Annotated in this window: 11 protein-coding genes, 1 tRNA gene and 1 riboswitch; of the genes, 9 read left to right on the forward strand and 3 right to left on the reverse strand. The window is 74.0% G+C overall.

The features are described from left to right. Positions 1 to 40 precede the first annotated feature (40 nt). Positions 41 to 1,396, reverse strand: a complete 1,356-nt coding sequence (gene murA / locus ACFUK0_RS16865) for a UDP-N-acetylglucosamine 1-carboxyvinyltransferase (protein ID WP_380250747.1) — start codon at positions 1,394 to 1,396, stop codon at positions 41 to 43. Between the two features lie 292 nt (positions 1,397 to 1,688). Between murA and ACFUK0_RS16870 the strand changes: the two genes are divergently transcribed. The 6 genes from ACFUK0_RS16870 to ACFUK0_RS16895 all read left to right on the forward strand — a co-directional run bounded on the left by ACFUK0_RS16870 (position 1,689) and on the right by ACFUK0_RS16895 (position 9,098). Further along, entirely contained in the window at positions 1,689 to 2,273 is a 585-nt protein-coding gene (locus ACFUK0_RS16870) for a YqgE/AlgH family protein (protein ID WP_380250749.1), read from the forward strand. Positions 2,274 to 2,347: 74 nt separating this feature from the next. Beyond that, the gene (locus ACFUK0_RS16875; RefSeq protein WP_380250751.1) at positions 2,348 to 2,635 is read left to right on the forward strand and encodes a DUF3039 domain-containing protein; all 288 of its coding nucleotides are present in this window, start codon (positions 2,348 to 2,350) and stop codon (positions 2,633 to 2,635) included. A gap of 74 nt (positions 2,636 to 2,709) precedes the next feature. Beyond that, a complete protein-coding gene (locus tag ACFUK0_RS16880) occupies positions 2,710 to 4,326 on the forward strand; it encodes a beta-N-acetylhexosaminidase (RefSeq protein WP_380250753.1) in 1,617 nt (538 codons plus the stop codon). Between the two features lie 277 nt (positions 4,327 to 4,603). Further along, a complete protein-coding gene (locus ACFUK0_RS16885) occupies positions 4,604 to 5,470 on the forward strand; it encodes an FAD binding domain-containing protein (protein ID WP_380250847.1) in 867 nt (288 codons plus the stop codon). Further along, the gene (locus tag ACFUK0_RS16890) at positions 5,467 to 6,759 is read left to right on the forward strand and encodes a 2Fe-2S iron-sulfur cluster-binding protein (protein WP_380250755.1); all 1,293 of its coding nucleotides are present in this window, start codon (positions 5,467 to 5,469) and stop codon (positions 6,757 to 6,759) included. Before ACFUK0_RS16885 ends, ACFUK0_RS16890 begins: the two co-directional genes overlap by 4 nt. Beyond that, positions 6,756 to 9,098: a xanthine dehydrogenase family protein molybdopterin-binding subunit gene (locus ACFUK0_RS16895; protein ID WP_380250757.1), complete on the forward strand. Its 2,343-nt coding sequence runs from the start codon at positions 6,756 to 6,758 to the stop codon at positions 9,096 to 9,098. The genes ACFUK0_RS16890 and ACFUK0_RS16895 overlap by 4 nt, the downstream gene beginning before the upstream one ends. A gap of 113 nt (positions 9,099 to 9,211) precedes the next feature. Here ACFUK0_RS16895 and ACFUK0_RS16900 read toward each other — a convergent pair. Next, positions 9,212 to 9,286 (reverse strand) — tRNA-Cys (locus ACFUK0_RS16900). A 250-nt stretch (positions 9,287 to 9,536) separates the two neighbouring features. Further along, positions 9,537 to 9,596, forward strand: a riboswitch (guanidine-III (ykkC-III) riboswitch). 46 nt (positions 9,597 to 9,642) lie between these two features. Between ACFUK0_RS16900 and ACFUK0_RS16905 the strand changes: the two genes are divergently transcribed. Together ACFUK0_RS16905 and ACFUK0_RS16910 are read left to right on the forward strand one after the other, a co-directional pair. Continuing rightward, on the forward strand, positions 9,643 to 9,957 hold the full coding sequence (locus ACFUK0_RS16905) for a DMT family transporter (RefSeq protein ID WP_380250759.1): 315 nt from the start codon (positions 9,643 to 9,645) through the stop codon (positions 9,955 to 9,957). A gap of 97 nt (positions 9,958 to 10,054) precedes the next feature. Next, positions 10,055 to 11,500 (forward strand): MFS transporter, encoded by a 1,446-nt coding sequence (locus tag ACFUK0_RS16910; RefSeq protein WP_380250761.1) that lies wholly within the window; start codon positions 10,055 to 10,057, stop codon positions 11,498 to 11,500. A 4-nt stretch (positions 11,501 to 11,504) separates the two neighbouring features. Here the strand turns inward: ACFUK0_RS16910 and ACFUK0_RS16915 are convergent, their stop codons facing one another. Next, positions 11,505 to 12,791, reverse strand: a complete 1,287-nt coding sequence (locus tag ACFUK0_RS16915) for a hypothetical protein (RefSeq protein WP_380250763.1) — start codon at positions 12,789 to 12,791, stop codon at positions 11,505 to 11,507. A 294-nt stretch (positions 12,792 to 13,085) separates the two neighbouring features. On the opposite strand from ACFUK0_RS16915, the gene ACFUK0_RS16920 reads away from it, so the two are divergent. After that, complete coding sequence (locus ACFUK0_RS16920) at positions 13,086 to 15,608, forward strand: phosphatidylglycerol lysyltransferase domain-containing protein (RefSeq protein ID WP_380250765.1); 2,523 nt, start codon at positions 13,086 to 13,088, stop codon at positions 15,606 to 15,608. Positions 15,609 to 15,705: the final 97 nt, after the last annotated feature.

A 15,705-nucleotide genomic window follows, 5' to 3' on the forward strand; every position in this document is an offset into this window, starting at 1 on the left:
CCCCGAGGGGAACCCGGCCATCGGCCTCGTACGGGGGCGGTCAGGCCGTCACCAGCTCCTCGGTGGCCGGCTCCTCGCTGGGCAGCTCGACGTGGGCGCCGAGGTCACGGAGCTTGTCCATGAAGTTCTCGTAGCCGCGGTTGATCAGGTCGATGCCGTGCACGGTCGAGGTGCCCTCGGCCGCCAGCGCCGCGATCAGGTACGAGAAGCCGCCGCGCAGGTCGGGGATGACCAGCTCGCCGCCGATCAGCTTCGACGGGCCGGAGACCACGGCCGAGTGCTGGAAGTTGCGCGCGCCGAAGCGGCACGGCGTGGAGCCCAGGCACTCGCGGTACAGCTGGATGTGCGCGCCCATCTGGTTCAGCGCGCTGGTGAAGCCGAGCCGGGACTCGTACACCGTCTCGTGCACGATGGACAGGCCGCTGGCCTGGGTCAGCGCGACGACCAGCGGCTGCTGCCAGTCGGTCTGGAAGCCGGGGTGCACGTCCGTCTCCAGCGCGATGGCCTTCAGCTCGCCGCCCGGGTGCCAGAAGCGGATGCCGTCGTCGTCGACCTCGAAGGCGCCGCCGACCTTCCGGAAGGTGTTGAGGAAGGTCATCATCGGGATCTGGTCGGCGCCGCGGACGTAGATGTCGCCCTTGGTGGCCAGCGCCGCGCAGGCCCACGAGGCGGCCTCCAGGCGGTCCGGCAGGGCGCGGTGGTTGTAGCCGCCGAGCTCGTCCACGCCGGTGATCAGGATGGTGCGGTCGGTGCCGAGCGAGATGATCGCGCCCATCTTCTGCAGCACGCAGATGAGGTCGACGATCTCCGGCTCGATGGCCGCGTTGCGCAGTTCGGTGACGCCCTCGGCGAGGACGGCGGTGAGCAGCACCTGCTCGGTCGCGCCCACCGACGGGTAGGGCAGCTCGATCTTGGTGCCGCGCAGGCGCTGCGCCGCGACCAGGTAGGTGCCCTGCGGGTGCTTCTCGATGGTGGCGCCGAACTGGCGCAGCACCTCGAAGTGGAAGTCGACCGGCCGGCCGCCGATGTCGCAGCCGCCGAGGCCGGGGATGAAGGCGTGGCCGATCCGGTGCAGCAGCGGGCCGCAGAACAGGATCGGGATGCGCGAGGACCCGGCGTGCGCGTCGATGTCGGCGACGTTGGCGCTCTCCACGTGCGAGGGGTCGAGGATCAGCTCGCCCTCCTCGTCGCCGGTGCGCACCGTGACGCCGTGCAGCTGGAGCAGGCCGCGCACGACCTTGACGTCACGGATGTCCGGGACGTTGCGCAGTCTGCTGGGGCCCTGCCCGAGCAGGGCGGCGACCATGGCCTTGGGCACCAGGTTCTTCGCACCGCGGACCCGGATCTCGCCTTCGAGCGGGTTTCCGCCGTGAACCAGCAGGACGTCGTCGGTCATCGTTCTCGCAATCCGGGGTGCCAGAGGTCGGTGCCGGCTCTCGGAAGAGCATGGCGTGGTGGGTCGTACGGGCGGCTGTGGGGCCCGGGCGAGGGGGTCTGCGCCGTGAAAAGGGCGCCCACCATCAGTAGATGGTAGTAGGCGTCCGGTTGGTTCCCGTCTCCTCCTCTGTGATGGTGCTCTCTCCGGGTGGTGTCGCGCTCTCCCGCAGGGCCGTACGGGTGGTGCACCGGCCGGGGCGGCTTTCGTGTTGCGGTGTCCCCGCGGGGCGTCCTGCGAGACGATGTGAGGCATGACCGGGGCTCACTCGCACACCGACGGGTCGTACGGCGGCCGCCTGCTCGTCGCGACTCCCGTGCTCACCGACCCCAATTTCGCGCGGGCGGTGGTGCTGCTCCTCGACCACGACGCCGAGGGGGCGCTGGGCGTGGTCCTGAACCATCCGACGCCGATAGAGGTGGGCGCGGTGCTGGACGGCTGGGGCGCGATGGTCGGCCTGCCCGCCGTCGTCTTCCAGGGCGGCCCGGTCGCGCTGGACGCGGCGATGGGGCTGGCGGTGGCGCCGGGCGAGCCGGGCCAGGGCGAACCGCTCGGCTGGCGGCGGGTGCACGGGGCGATCGGGCTGGTCGACCTGGAGGCGCCGCCGGAGGTGCTGGCGGGGGAGCTGGGGGGCCTGCGGATCTTCGCCGGGTACGCCGGCTGGTCGCCCGGCCAGCTGGAGAAGGAGGTGGCGGAGGGTGCCTGGTACGTGGTCGACTGCGAGCCCGGCGACATCTCCAGCCCCGAACCGGAGCGGCTGTGGCGCTCGGTGCTGCGCCGCCAGCGCGGGCCGCTGGCCCTGCTGGCGACATACCCGGACGATCCGACGCTGAACTGAGAGCGGCGCCGGGCGGGCGGCCGCCGCGCGGGCCACTGGCCCGGGTTCCCGGTGCGCCCATAGACTTGGCACCTATGAGCACTCTTGAGCCCGAGCGCGGCCTCGGCACCGGAACCCTGGTCGAGCCCGTCCCGCAGGTGTCGCACGGGGACGGCGACCACGAGCGCTTCGCGCACTACGTCCAGAAGGACAAGATCATGGAGAGCGCACTCTCCGGATCTCCCGTGGTGGCCCTGTGCGGCAAGGTCTGGGTTCCGGGCCGCGACCCGAAGAAGTACCCGGTCTGTCCGATGTGCAAGGAGATCTACGACGGCATCGGCCAGCCGCAGGACGGCAAGGGCGGGGACAAGGACAAGGGCTGACCTGCGCGGATCAAGACGAACCGATCCCGCGAATGGTCTATGCCATTCGCGGTTCGGCGGGGCAGGATGGCGGCATGGACCTCATCCCCGCCCCGCTGGGTTCTCTCCGCCTCGCGGACCAGGACTTCCCCCTCGACCACGACACCACGCTGGCCGCCGCGGCCGGCCTGGAGTCCGCCGGGCAGTGGCTGCGCAGCACGCTGTCCGCCGCCACCGGCCTGCCGCTGGGCCCCGCCCGGCCGGGCGAGCCCGCCGGCGTCGAGCTGACGGTCGACGACAGCCTCGCCGCCGAGGCGTACCGGATCAGCGTGCGCCCCGGGCGCGCCGTGATCACGGCCGGCGGCCCCGCCGGGGCGCTCTGGGGCGCGCAGACCCTGCGCCAGCTGCTCGGCCCCGACGCCTACCGCCGCGCCCCGCTGCGCCGCACCGGCTGGGTGCTGCCCGGCGGTGACATCGAGGACGCCCCGCGCTTCGGCTGGCGCGGCGTCCTGCTGGACGTCTGCCGGCACTTCCTGCCCAAGTCGGACGTGCTGCGCTTCCTGGACCTGATGGCCGTCCACAAGCTCAACGTCCTGCACCTGCACCTGACCGACGACCAGGGCTGGCGGGTCGAGATCAAGCAGTACCCGAGGCTCACGAGCGCCGGCGCCTGGCGCGAGCGCTCGATGGTCGGCTACCGCGCCGGGCAGCGCCGCGACGACCGCCCGCACGGCGGCTTCTACACCCAGGACGACCTGCGCGAGATCGTCGCGTACGCGGGGGAGCGGCAGATCACCGTCGTCCCCGAGATCGAACTGCCCGGCCACGCCCAGGCCGCCATCACCGCCTACCCCGAGCTGGGCAACACCGACGTGGTGGACACCGCCGCGCTCGGCGTCTGGACGGACTGGGGGGTGTGCGAGAACGTCTTCAACGTCTCGGACGCCACCCTGCGCTTCCTGGAGAACGTGCTGGAGGAGGTCCTGGAGATCTTCCCGTCCGAGTTCGTCCACCTCGGCGGCGACGAGTGCCCCAAGGCGCAGTGGCGGGCCAGTGCCGCGGCGCAGGCCCGGATCAAGGAGCTCGGGCTGGCCGACGAGGACGAGCTGCAGAGCTGGTTCATCCGGCACTTCGACGGCTGGCTGGCCGCGCGCGGGCGCCGGCTGATCGGCTGGGACGAGATCCTGGAGGGCGGGCTCGCCCCCGGGGCGGCCGTCTCGTCCTGGCGCGGCTACGCCGGCGGGGTGGCCGCCGCGCAGGCCGGCCACGACGTGGTGATGTGCCCCGAGCAGCACGTGTACCTGGACCACCGGCAGGCGCCCGGCGAGGACGAGCCGATCCCGGTCGGGTTCGTCCGCTCGCTGGAGGACGTCTACCGCTTCGAGCCCGTCCCCCCGCAGCTCGACGCGGAGGCCGCCCGGCACGTGATCGGCACCCAGGCGAACATCTGGACCGAGTTCATGGACGACGCCCGCGACATCGACTACCGGGCCTTCCCCCGGCTGGCGGCGTTCGCCGAGGTCGCCTGGTCCGCGCTGCCGGCCGACCCGGCCGCCCGCGACTACGCCGGCTTCGAGCAGCGGATGGAGCAGCACCTGGCGCGCCTGGACGCGCTCGGCGTCGAGTACCGCCCGGCCGCGGGCCCGCACCCGTGGCAGCGCCGCCCCGGGGTGGCCGGCCGGCCGATCGACGGTGCTCCGCCGCAGGTCTGACCCGCCGCCCCGGGAACTCCGGGCCGGTCGTCGCGCGTCAAGAAAAGGTGAACAATCGGCTCCGGTTCGTACCGCTCCGGAGCCGATACCGACCGGTTTCGGCCCCAAACGGGCAACCCTGCCCGCAGCCCCAGAAATGATCATCGAGCATTGTGTGCCAGAGTTGCCCAACCCTGCCCGATCGCCCGTACCCTACGGGCCAGGCCGTGCTGCCGTACGGGGGCAGGTCGTCGATGAGCAAGTGGAGCACGGTGGGACCAAGGTGAACCGGACGATCATGCTGCCGGCCTCCCTCGACGAGGCCGTCGAAGCGCTTGCCGCCACCCCGGCCGCAGTACCGGTGGCCGGCGCCACCGACCTCATGGAGGCCGTCAACGCCGGACGGCTGCGCCCCGCCGCCCTGATCGGCCTGGGCCGGATCACCGAGCTGCGCGGCTGGCGCTACGAGGACGGCGGCACCGCCGTCCTCGGCGCCGGCCTCACCCACGCCCGGATGGACCGCCCCGACTTCGCCGCCCTCATCCCGGCCCTCGCCGACGCAGCCCGCACCGCCGGCCCCCCGCAGGTGCGCAACGTCGGCACGCTCGGCGGCAACATCGCCACCGCCGCCCCGGCCGGCGACACCCTCCCGGTGCTCGCCGCGCTCGAAGCCACCGCCACCCTGGCCCGGCCCGGCGCCACCCGGGAAGTCCCGGTCAGCCACCTGCTGACCGGGCTCGACCCGCTGCGCCCGGGCGAACTGCTGACCTGGGTCCGCGTCCCGCTGCTGCACGCCCCGCAGGTCTTCCTCAAGGCCACCGGCCGCAGCGGCCCCGCCCGCGCCACCGCCTCCGTCGCCGTCGTGCTCGACCCGGCCCGGCGCGCCGTGCGCTGCGCCGTCGGCGCCGTCGCCCCCGTGCCGCTGCGCCCGCTGGAGGCCGAGACCTGGGTCGCCAGCTGCATCGACTGGGAGGGCTCGCGCGAGATCGACCCCGCCGCGACGGCCGCCTTCGGCGAGTACGTGGCCACCGCCTGCGTCCCCGACAGCTACGCCGCGGAAGGGCCCTGGGAGGCCGTCACCGAGGGGCCGACCGCCGCCGCCGTCCGGTTGCGGCGTACCGTATCGGTGCTGGCCCGCCGCGCACTGGGAAGGGCGCTGAAGTGACGACAGACTCCATCGACACCGGCCCGTTCGACCCGTCCCCGCCGGTCAGCGCCGAGCTGCGCCCCTGCGCCTCGTACACGCTGCGGGTCAACGGCTTCGAACGCCCCGTCACCGACGCCTGGATCGGCGAGAGCCTGCTCTACGTGCTGCGCGAGCGGCTCGGCCTGGCCGGCGCCAAGGACGGCTGCGAGCAGGGCGAGTGCGGTGCCTGCTCGGTGCAGGTGGACGGCCAGCTGGTGGCCGGCTGCCTGGTGCCCGCCGCGCTGGCCGCCGACAGCGAGATCAACACCGTCGAGGGCCTGTCGGCCGGCGGCGCCGCCAGTGACGTCCAGCAGGCGCTGGCCGAGTCCGGTGCGGTGCAGTGCGGCTACTGCACGCCGGGCATGGCGATGGCCGTCCACGACCTGCTCCAGCGCAACCACCGGCCGAGCGAGGTCGAGGCCCGTCAGGCGCTCTGCGGCAACCTCTGCCGCTGCACCGGCTACCGCGGTGTGCTGGCCGCCGTCCAGAGCGTCGCCGAGGCGCGCGCGGTCGAGGCCGAGCAGGAGCCCGCCCCGCAGCCGGACGCGCCCGCCGCCGCACCCGTGCCCGCCGCCGAGCAGCCCGCGCCGCCGGCCGCCGTCGGCCTGCAGTCCGCCGCCGACGTGCCGCTGGCCGGCGAGCTGCCGGTCTACGCGGACTCCGAGGCCTGGGTCGAGCACGTCCCGCAGCCCCCGGCCGCGCCCGCCGCCGCTCACACCTCCGGGTACGACAGCAGCGTCTACGACACGGCGGTGCTGCCGCCCGTCCAGGCGATCCCGGCGCAGCAGGTGGCCGAGCCGCAGTACTACCAGCCGCAGCACCAGGCCCAGCACCAGGCCCAGCAGCACCAGCACGAGCAGCCCGGTTACGCCGCCGGCCCCTACCAGGGCACCCCCCCGCAGGGGACGTACGTGCCGGCCGGCCAGTTCGACGGCGTCAACTACCAGCTGCCCCACCAGCAGGGTCATCCGCAGGGCCACCAGCAGGGCCACCAGCAGGGCGCGCACTACCCGGGCCAGGCCTACCGCAGCGGCGAGTACGACAGCGCCGACTTCGAGCACTCCCCGTACGACGGCCCCGTCTACGAGAGCACCCCCGCCCACGGCACCGCCTTCGACGGCCCCGGCTACGACGGCACCCCCGCGCAGGGCACCCCGTACGTCCCCACGCCCCCGCACGGCGTCCCGACCGACGGCGCCCGCGCGGACGTCCCGTACGGCGCCACCCCCGCCCACGGCATGATGCTCCCCGAGGACGACCACGCATGACCTCGCCCAGCGACATCGCGGCAGTGCCCCAGGCGGACGGCGCCCGGACCGACGGCGCCGAGAGCGAACCCCCGGAGCCGTTCGGGCTGGGCAGCTCCCCGCTGCGCACCGACGCCCTCCCCAAGGCGCTCGGCATCTACCCGTACGCCTCCGACCTGTGGGCCGAGGGCCTGCTCTGGGGCGCCGTGCTGCGCTCCCCCCACCCGCACGCCCGGATCGTCTCGGTCGACACCTCCGCCGCGCTGGCCCTGCCCGGTGTGCGGGCCGTCGTCACCGCCGACGACCTGCCGCCCGGGCCGGACGGCAGCCAGGACGGCGCCCCGCACGGCCCGATCGTCGCCGACCGGCCGATCTTCGCCGCCGGCCTGGTCCGCCACCACGGCGAGCCGGTCGCCGCCGTCGCCGCCGAACACCCCGACACCGCGCGGCTGGCCGCCGCCGCGATCGTCGTCGAGTACGAGCTGCTGGAGCCCGTCACCGACCCCGAGCAGTCCTTCACCGCCGTCCCGCTGCACCCCGACGGCAACCTGTTCCGGCACCTGCCGCTGCGCACCGGCGACCCGGAGGCGGTCGGCGAGATCATCGTCGAGGGCCTCTACCAGGTCGGCCGGCAGGACCCGGCCCCGCTCGGCGCCGAGGCCGGCCTGGCCGTGCCCCGCCCGGACGGCGGCGTCGAACTGCACCTGTCCTCCACCGACCCGCACGGCGACCGCGACCGCACCGCCGCCTGCCTCGGCCTGGAGCCCGACCGGGTCCGCCTGGTCGTCACCGGCGTGCCCGGAGCCACCGCCGACCGCGAGGACCTCTCCTTCCAGGTCACCCTCGCCCTGCTCGCGCTGCGCACCGGCCGCCCCGTGAAGATGACCCTCACCCGCGAGGAGTCCTTCCACACCCACACCACCCGCCACCCCGCCCTGCTGCGCTACCGGCACCACGCCGACACCGAGGGCCGCCTGGTCAAGGTGGAGGCGCAGATCCTGCTGGACGGCGGGGCCTACGCGGACGTCTCCGCCGAGGCGCTGGCCGCCGCCACCGCGTTCTCGGTCGGCCCCTACGTCTGCCCGAACGTCTTCGTCGACGCCTGGGCGGTGCGCACCAACAACCCGCCGGCCGGCCGGATGCGCGGCGAGGGCGCCCTGCAGACCTGCTTCGCGTACGAGTCCCAGCTCGACCAGCTGGCCGTCCGGCTCGGCCTCGACCCGGTCGAGGTCCGCCGCCGCAACGCGCTCTCCACCGGCGACCCGATGCCGACCGGACAGGCCGTCACCTGCCCGGCCCCGGTCGCCGCCCTGCTCGACGCCGTCGCCTCCGAGCCGCTGCCCGTGCTGCCGGTCGACGACCCCGACGCCGACTGGCTGCTGCCCGGCGGGCCCGGCGGCGCGGGTGACCCGGCGTCCGTGCGGCGCGGCATCGGCTACGCCGTCGGCATGGTGCACATGCTCGGCGCCGAGGGCGAGGACGAGGTCTCCACCGCGACCGTCCGGGTCAGCGGCGACCACGCCACCGTCATCTGCGCGGCCGTCGACTCCGGCCAGGGCTTCGCCACCCTCGCCCGGCAGATCGTCCAGAGCGTGCTGGGCGTCAGCGAGGTCTACATCGCGCCGGTGGACAGCGACCAGTCGATCGCCGGGCCGTCCGCCCGCGGCCGGCACACCTGGGTCTCCGGGGGCGCCGTCGAGCGGGCCGCGCTGATGGTCCGCCACCAGCTGCTCCAGCCGATCGCCGCCAACTTCGGCATGTCGGTCGAACTGCTCTCGATCGCCGACGGCAAGATCACCTCGTACGACGGCGTGCTCGGCATGCCGGTCGGCGAGGCCCTGGAGGGCAAGGAGCTCTGGGCCACCGCCCAGTGCCGCCCGCACCCCACCGAGCCGCTGGACGAGGCGGGCCAGGGCGACGCCTTCGTCTCGATCGCGTTCTGCGCGATGCGGGCCGTGGTCGACGTCGACATCGAACTCGGCGCCGTCCGGGTCGTGGACGTCACCGTGGCCCAGGACGTCGGCCGCGCCCTCAACCCCCGCCAGATCGAGGACCGGATCGAGGCCGGTGTCGCCCAGGGCGTGGGCCTCGCCCTGCTGGAGGACCTGCGCACCGAGGGCGGCGTGCTGGTCAACCCGTCCCTCACCGGCTACCGGCTGCCCACCGCCCTGGACACCCCCGAGGTGCGGATCGCGGCCCTCCTGGAGGAGCGCGACGTGGTCGCCACCTTCGGCGCCAAGGCCGTCAGCGCGGCACCCGCCGTGGTCGCCCCCGCCGCCGTCGCCGCCGCCGTCCGCGCCGCCACCGGCCTGCCGGTCGGCCGCCTCCCGATCCGTCCCGAGGACGCCGTCAGCGCCTGACCCGGCCGGTGCCCCGGGCCCCGGGGCCCCGGGGATATCGGCGGGCTGAATATCTGCTGAATTGCACGACGAATTGCCGGTCGGCGTTTAATATGCCGACCGGCAATTCTGTGTGGAGGCCATGACGGGAATCGAACCCGTGTAAACCGCTTTGCAGGCGGTTCCCTAAACCACTCGGGCACACGGCCGTGGGGGTGACGAGGGCTCAGCCCGTCGTCGGGGGAGGAGAACTGCGCTCAGGCGCAGGGACAGCTGCGACAACACCGGGGAGCGGCACAGGTGCGGGGCGCTGCGAGGGCCACCGTCTTCCTGTTCATGTCCAACTCCTGTCGTCGCGCTGTTCGGTGAATTCATCTTATGCGGACCGGGGTGGGGTGCGTCAATATGCAATGTAAATTCCGTGTGGCGGGTTCCGCGGGACCGCGTGTTACGGTCGGAGGCAGGCGAGTGATCGCCCCGGACGAGCGCGTCGTACCCGGAACGACAAGACGGCGCAGCACAGCGGCAACCCGGCCGCTGCTGACTGCGAAGGACCGGTTCCGTCATGGCCTGGCTCGTTCTCCTCGTCTCCGGTGTGCTGGAAACCGTCTGGGCGGTCGCCCTCGGTTCGTCCCGGAGCTTCACCCGGCCCGTCCCCACCGTCGTCTTCGCCGTCGCCCTGCTGTTCAGCATGGGCGGCCTGGCGTACGCGATGCGCACGATCCCGATCGGTACGGGCTACGCGGTGTGGGTGGGCGTCGGGGCGGTGGGTACGGCCGTGTACGGCATGGCGGTGCTCGGCGACGCCGTGACGACGGCCCGGCTCGCCTGCCTGCTGCTGATCGTCGCCGGCGTGGTGGGCCTGAAGGTGCTGCACTGACGCCGCGCCGGGCCGCCGGTCCTAGGACTGATGACGGACAAGATCACCAGTCGTAGGTCAGGGGTCACCCCGGTAGTGGGGCCTTACGATGGCCGGTATGACCACAGCCTCCGCCACCTCGGTCGACCCGGCCCCCGACCAGCGCCCCTCCGCCCAGGACGACCCCGGCGGCGTGCTCTCCGGCCGCTACCGGGCACTGACCCTGGGCATCGTCTCGGTGGTCCTGCTGCTGGCCTTCGAGGCGACCGCCGTGAACACCGCCATGCCGGTGGCGGCCCGCGAGCTCGACGGCCTCGCACTGTACGCGTTCGCCTTCTCCGGCTACTTCACCACCACCCTGTTCGCACTGGTGGTCTCCGGCCAGTGGTGCGACCGGCGCGGCCCGATGGGGCCGCTGTTCACCGGCATCGCCGTGTTCGGTGCGGGCCTGGTGGTGGCCGGTGCGGCGCCGGGCATGTGGCTGTTCGTGGCCGGCCGGGCGATCCAGGGGCTGGGCGGCGGACTGGTGATCGTCGCGCTGTACGTGGTGGTCGGCCGGGCCTACCCGGAGCGGCTGCGGCCCGCCGTGTTCGCGGCGTTCTCCTCCGCCTGGGTGCTGCCCTCGATCATCGGGCCGGTGGTGTCCGGCGCGGTGACCCAGCACGTGGGCTGGCGCTGGGTGTTCCTGGCCGTTCCCGCGCTGATCCTGCTGCCGCTGGCAGTGATGGGCCCGGCGCTGCGCCGCTCGGAGAGGGAGCGGTCGGGCGCCACCGGCGAGCCGTTCGACCGCCGCCGGATCGCGCTGGCCGCGATGGCGGCGCTCGGCGCGGGCCTGCTGCAGTACGCGGGTCAGCGGCTGGACCTGCTGGGGCTGCTGCCGGGTGCGGCGGGCGCCGCGCTGCTGGTCCCGGCCGTGGTCCGGCTGCTGCCGGCCGGCACCCTGCTGGCCGCCCGCGGGCTGCCGACGGTGATCCTGCTGCGCGGCGTCGCGGCGGGTGCGTTCTTCGCGGCCGAGGCGTTCATCCCGCTGATGATGGTGACCCAGCGGGGCCTGTCGCCGACGCTGGCCGGTCTCACGCTGACCAGCGGCGGCCTGTCCTGGGCGCTGGGCTCCTGGCTGCAGGGCCGGCCGGGGGCGGAGAAGTACCGCGAGGCGATGATCCGGGCGGGCTTCGTGCTGACGGCGGTGGCGATCGCGGGGGCGGCCCTGGTGCTGCTCCCGGCGGTGCCGACCTGGGCCGCGGCGGCGGCCTGGGCGGTCGGCGGCATCGGGATGGGGCTGGCGGTGGCCAGCGTCAGCGTGCTGATGATGAAGCTCTCCACCCCGGAGGACGCGGGCGGGAACTCGGCGTCCCTGCAGATGAGCGACGCGCTGGGCAACGTCCTGCTGACGGGCCTGGCCGGGGTGCTGTTCTCGGCCCTGGGCGGCGGCTCCCTGGCCGCCGCCCGTGACGGCGGCACCGCTCCGGCCGGTGCCTTCGCGGCGATCCTGCTGACGATGACCGGGGTGGCGCTGCTCGGCGCGCTGATCTCGGGCCGCACCCGCCCCCGCACCGGGGCCTGAGCGCTCAGCCCGCGGCGGGCACGGCCGGCGGGGCGGCCGGGGTGCCGAGCAGGGTCTCCCAGCCGCCGGCCGGGGCCTGGCCGGGGCCGAGGCCCTGGAGCTTGCGCAGCACCGCCGGGTCCTGCACCTCCAGCCACTCGACGAGCTGGCGGAACGACACCAGCCGGACGTCCGGCCGGGCGGCGATGGTGGTGAGCACCTCCTCGACGGCGTTCATGTAGATGCCGCCGTTCCACTGCTCGAAGTGGTTGCCGATGTAGAGCGGCGCCCGGTTGGTGCTGTACGCCCGCTCGAAGCCGGCCAGGTAGGCGTCCCTGGCCTGGGTCTGCCAGGCCGGGTACATGCCCGCGTCGCCCTTGGTGTTGCTGCCGGACTGGTTGTACATGATGTTGTAGTCCATCGACAGCACCTGGAAGCTGTGCCCGGGGAACGGCACGGACTGCAGCGGGAAGTCCCACAGGGCACCGCCCTGGAACTTCTGCGGCCAGACCTGGAGCCCGCCGGGGCCGCTGCTGTCGTACTTCCAGCCGCGCTTGGCGGCCGTCGGCAGCAGCCCGCGCTGGCCCTCCAGGCAGGGGGTGCGGCCGCCGATGAGCTCCTTGCGGTAGTCGAAGGGGAGGGCCGGCAGGTCGGTGAACCCGGTGTTGGTCCGCCAGTTCATGACGAAGCCCATGGCCTGCTCGATCTCGCTGTCCCATTCCTCGGGGGACCACTTGCCGCCGCCGTTGGCGCCGCAGAAGTGCCCGTTGAAGTGGGTGCCGATCTCGTGCCCCTCCAGCCACGCCGCGCCGACCTGCTCGATCGTGTCGTGGATGTGCTGGTCGCTCAGGTAGCCGATGTCGGAGGCGCCGATGCTGTGCTGCGGCGGGTGGTAGAGGGTCTTCTTGCTCTCCGGCACCAGGTAGATGCCGGACAGGAAGAACGTCATCGAGGCCTTGTGCGTCCGGGCCAGCTTGCGGAACCGGCTGAACAGGCCGTTGTCCAGCTCCCCGGCGCCGTCCCAGGAGAACACCACGAACTGCGGCGGACGCTCGCCCGGCTTCAGCTGCTCGGCCCTCGGCTGGTTCGGCTGCGGGCCGGTGTCCGAGGTGGAGCCGTCGCCGATCACGGTGGCGGGCGGCTGCTTCGGGACGGCCTCCGGGCTGTCGGAGTGCGCCGCCGCCGGAGTGCCGGTGACGGGTACGGGGGCCGCCGCCCGCCCGCCGTCGCCGCTCGCGGCGCAGCCGGCCGCGAGGGTGGCGGCGGTCGCGGCTCCGGCGGCCAGCAGGGTCCGGCGGGAGAGAGCGTCCACGGTCACTCCGTTCGTTGGGGAACTACGGACGTCGTCCGGTCCGAAAAGTGGGTGATAGGCCTTTGAAGCGGCCGATGAGGCCACAGCATGGCATGCCGTCGGGCCGCTCCTGAGCAGGCGGGGCGGGCGTTCGGGGGCCATCCCGGGGGTGCGGGAGGGTGGATCCCCCGATCGGAGCAGCCGGGCCCCGGCCCGGCTCGCGAGGCGCTCTGAAATGGCGTCAGATGGGAGGAATCGCCGTGCCGCACCCGTCTCCGAGCCGCCGGCCCGACGCAGGGGGAGGTCCCCGTACCCATGTGGCAGTCGGTGCTCGACGCGTACCGGGAGCGGATCGTCGACAGCGGCCGGCAGCCGCTCTTCCTGCTGCTGGCCGGACTGATCGGCTCCTTCCTGTTCATCCGGTTCAGCGTCCGGATGATCCGGCGGGGCACCAGCTGGTGGCCCGGCAACGTGCAGCCGGGCGGTCTGCACATCCACCACGTGGTGTTCGGCCAGACCCTGATGGTGATCGCGGGCGTCGGGTCGTTCGCCGTCCGGGGCAACGGCGAGACGCCGTGGGACGTCCTCGGCCTGGTCTTCGGCATCGGCTGCGGGCTCGTCCTGGACGAGTTCGCGCTGGTGCTGCACCTGGAGGACGTGTACTGGAAGGAGCAGGGCCGCAAGTCCGTGGACGCGGTGATCCTGGCCGTCGCCCTGATCGGCCTGCTGCTGGTGGGGGAGCTGCCGCTCGGCGGGTTCAGCCGGCACCTGACGGCGGGGCAGCTCGTCGGGGCCGCCGTGCTGCTGGCCCTGATCGTGGTCAGCCTGCTCAAGGGCAAGCTGTGGACGGGCCTGATCGGTGTGATGGTCCCGCTGCTGCCGCTGGTCGGCGCGATCCGGCTGGCCCGGCCGCAGAGCCCCTGGGCGCGCTGGCGCTACCGCAGCCGGCCCAAGCGCCTCGCCCGGGCCGAGCGCCGGGACGCCCGGATCCACCAACGGGTCGTCACCTTCAAGACCGCCGCGTACAACGTGCTGGCCGGCGCCCCCGACAAGGCCGCCGAGGCCCCCGCCGGAGCCGCCGTCACCACCCCCGAGCCCGTGGCGGCCCCGCCCCCTCCCACGGCCCCGCCCCGGCCGCCGGCGCCGTGGCGGGCCCGCTGCGCCCTCGGCGCCGAGTGGTACCTGCGGGTGGCGGCGGTGCTCAACCTGCTGGCCGCGCCCGTGGCGGCGTTCCGTGACCGCGTCCAGCGGGTCAACTCCGGCGAGTTCTTCACGCCGGTCCTGATGACCGCGGGCATCACCGCCGCGCTCTTCGCCGGGCTGCTCGCCGTGATGCTCCGGCGCCGCAAACGGGCCGCCTGGATCGTCGCCACCACGGTGGCCGGCCTGTACGCGGTGATCTTCCTGGTCGCGCTGGCCGCCCGCCCCGAGCACCGCGCCCACCCCTTCAACTGGGTCTCCGCCGCGCTCACCGTCGGGCTGCTGGCCGCGCTGCTGGCCGGCCGGCCGGTCTTCCACGTGCGCGGCGAGCGCGGCAACGTCCTGCTGGGCCTCGGCGTGCTGCTGGGCGGCACGGCGGTGCTGACCGGCCTCGGCGCCGTGCTGGTGCGGCTCACCTACACGGGCGCGGTGCCCGACTGGGGCGCGTGCTTCGGGTTCGTGCTGCTGCGGCTGTTCACCGTCTCCGGCTTCGTCACGTACACCGACGTCGACGTGGCCGGCTGGCTGGACCTCACCCTCAACATCCTCGGGGCCGCGCTGTTCCTGCTGGTCCTGCGGGTCTTCTTCCGCTCCCCGCGCGGCGAGGAACGGCTCGGGCCCGAGGACGAGCGGCGGCTGCGCGCCCTGCTGGAGCAGCACGGCGGGCGGGACTCGCTCGGCTACTTCGCGCTGCGCCGCGACAAGTCCGTCTGCTGGTCGCCGTCCGGCAAGGCCGCCGTGCTCTACCGGGTGGTCTTCGGGGTGGCACTGGCCTCCGGCGACCCGGTCGGCGACCCCGAGGCCTGGCCGCAGGCGATCGAGCGGTGGCGGGCGGCGGCCCGCGCCAACGCCTGGGTGCCGGCCGTCACCGGCGCCGGCGAACAGGCCGGCAACGCCTATCGGCGGGCCGGGCTGAAGGCCCTGGAGTTCGGCGACGAGGCCGTCGTGGAGACGGCCGGCTTCGAGCTGGACGGCCGGACGATGCGCCCGCTGCGCCAGGCGTACCACCGGGTCGCCAAGGCGGGCCACCGCGCGGTGGTGCGCCGGCACCGGGACATCCCCGCGGACGAGCTGGCCGAACTCGTCCACCTCGCCGACGCCTGGCGCCACGGGCGCACCGAACGCGGCTTCTCGATGGCGCTCGGGCGGCTCGGCGACCCGGCGGACGGTGACTGCCTGCTGCTGGAGTGCCGGGACGAGAACGACCGCACCTGCGCCGTGCTGAGCTTCGTGCCCTGGGGCCCGGACGGCCTCTCCCTCGACCTGATGCGACGCGACCGGGACTCCGGCAACGGGCTGGTGGAGTTCCTGGTCACCGAACTGCTGCTGCACGCCGCCCGCGGCGAGCTGCCGGTCGCCCGGGTCTCGCTGAACTTCGCGATGTTCCGCTCGGTCTTCGAACAGGGCGGCCGGATCGGTGCCGGGCCGGTGCTGCGGCTCTGGCGCGGCGTGCTGCGGTTCTGCTCCCGCTGGTGGCAGCTGGAGTCGCTCTACCGGGCGAACGCCAAGTACCAGCCGCAGTGGCGGCCGCGCTTCCTGCTGTACGAGCGGCCCGGCGAGCTGTTCGCGATCGTGGCCGCCAACGCCGCGGCCGAGGGATTCGTCACCCGCCCCCGGCTGCGCAGGCCGCGCCACTGAGCGGCGCCCGGTGGCGGGCGGCCCCGTTCGGAGCAGCCCGCAGGCACCGGAGCAACCGCCCTCGTACCGCCGCTGACCTGCGGGGACGCCACTGCTT

It is taken from the genome of Kitasatospora sp. NPDC057223 (assembly GCF_042669755.1).
Taxonomy (GTDB): domain Bacteria; phylum Actinomycetota; class Actinomycetes; order Streptomycetales; family Streptomycetaceae; genus Kitasatospora.

What these genes read in the sequence shown, in the direction of transcription:
- murA (WP_380250747.1), bottom strand. Translation starts at nt 1,396, where the DNA reads ATGACCGACGACGTCCTGCTGGTTCACGGCGGAAACCCGCTCGAAGGC.
- ACFUK0_RS16870 (WP_380250749.1), top strand. Translation starts at nt 1,689, where the DNA reads ATGACCGGGGCTCACTCGCACACCGACGGGTCGTACGGCGGCCGCCTG.
- ACFUK0_RS16875 (WP_380250751.1), top strand. Translation starts at nt 2,348, where the DNA reads ATGAGCACTCTTGAGCCCGAGCGCGGCCTCGGCACCGGAACCCTGGTC.
- ACFUK0_RS16880 (WP_380250753.1), top strand. Translation starts at nt 2,710, where the DNA reads ATGGACCTCATCCCCGCCCCGCTGGGTTCTCTCCGCCTCGCGGACCAG.
- ACFUK0_RS16885 (WP_380250847.1), top strand. Translation starts at nt 4,604, where the DNA reads ATGCTGCCGGCCTCCCTCGACGAGGCCGTCGAAGCGCTTGCCGCCACC.
- ACFUK0_RS16895 (WP_380250757.1), top strand. Translation starts at nt 6,756, where the DNA reads ATGACCTCGCCCAGCGACATCGCGGCAGTGCCCCAGGCGGACGGCGCC.
- ACFUK0_RS16905 (WP_380250759.1), top strand. Translation starts at nt 9,643, where the DNA reads ATGGCCTGGCTCGTTCTCCTCGTCTCCGGTGTGCTGGAAACCGTCTGG.
- ACFUK0_RS16910 (WP_380250761.1), top strand. Translation starts at nt 10,055, where the DNA reads ATGACCACAGCCTCCGCCACCTCGGTCGACCCGGCCCCCGACCAGCGC.
- ACFUK0_RS16920 (WP_380250765.1), top strand. Translation starts at nt 13,086, where the DNA reads ATGTGGCAGTCGGTGCTCGACGCGTACCGGGAGCGGATCGTCGACAGC.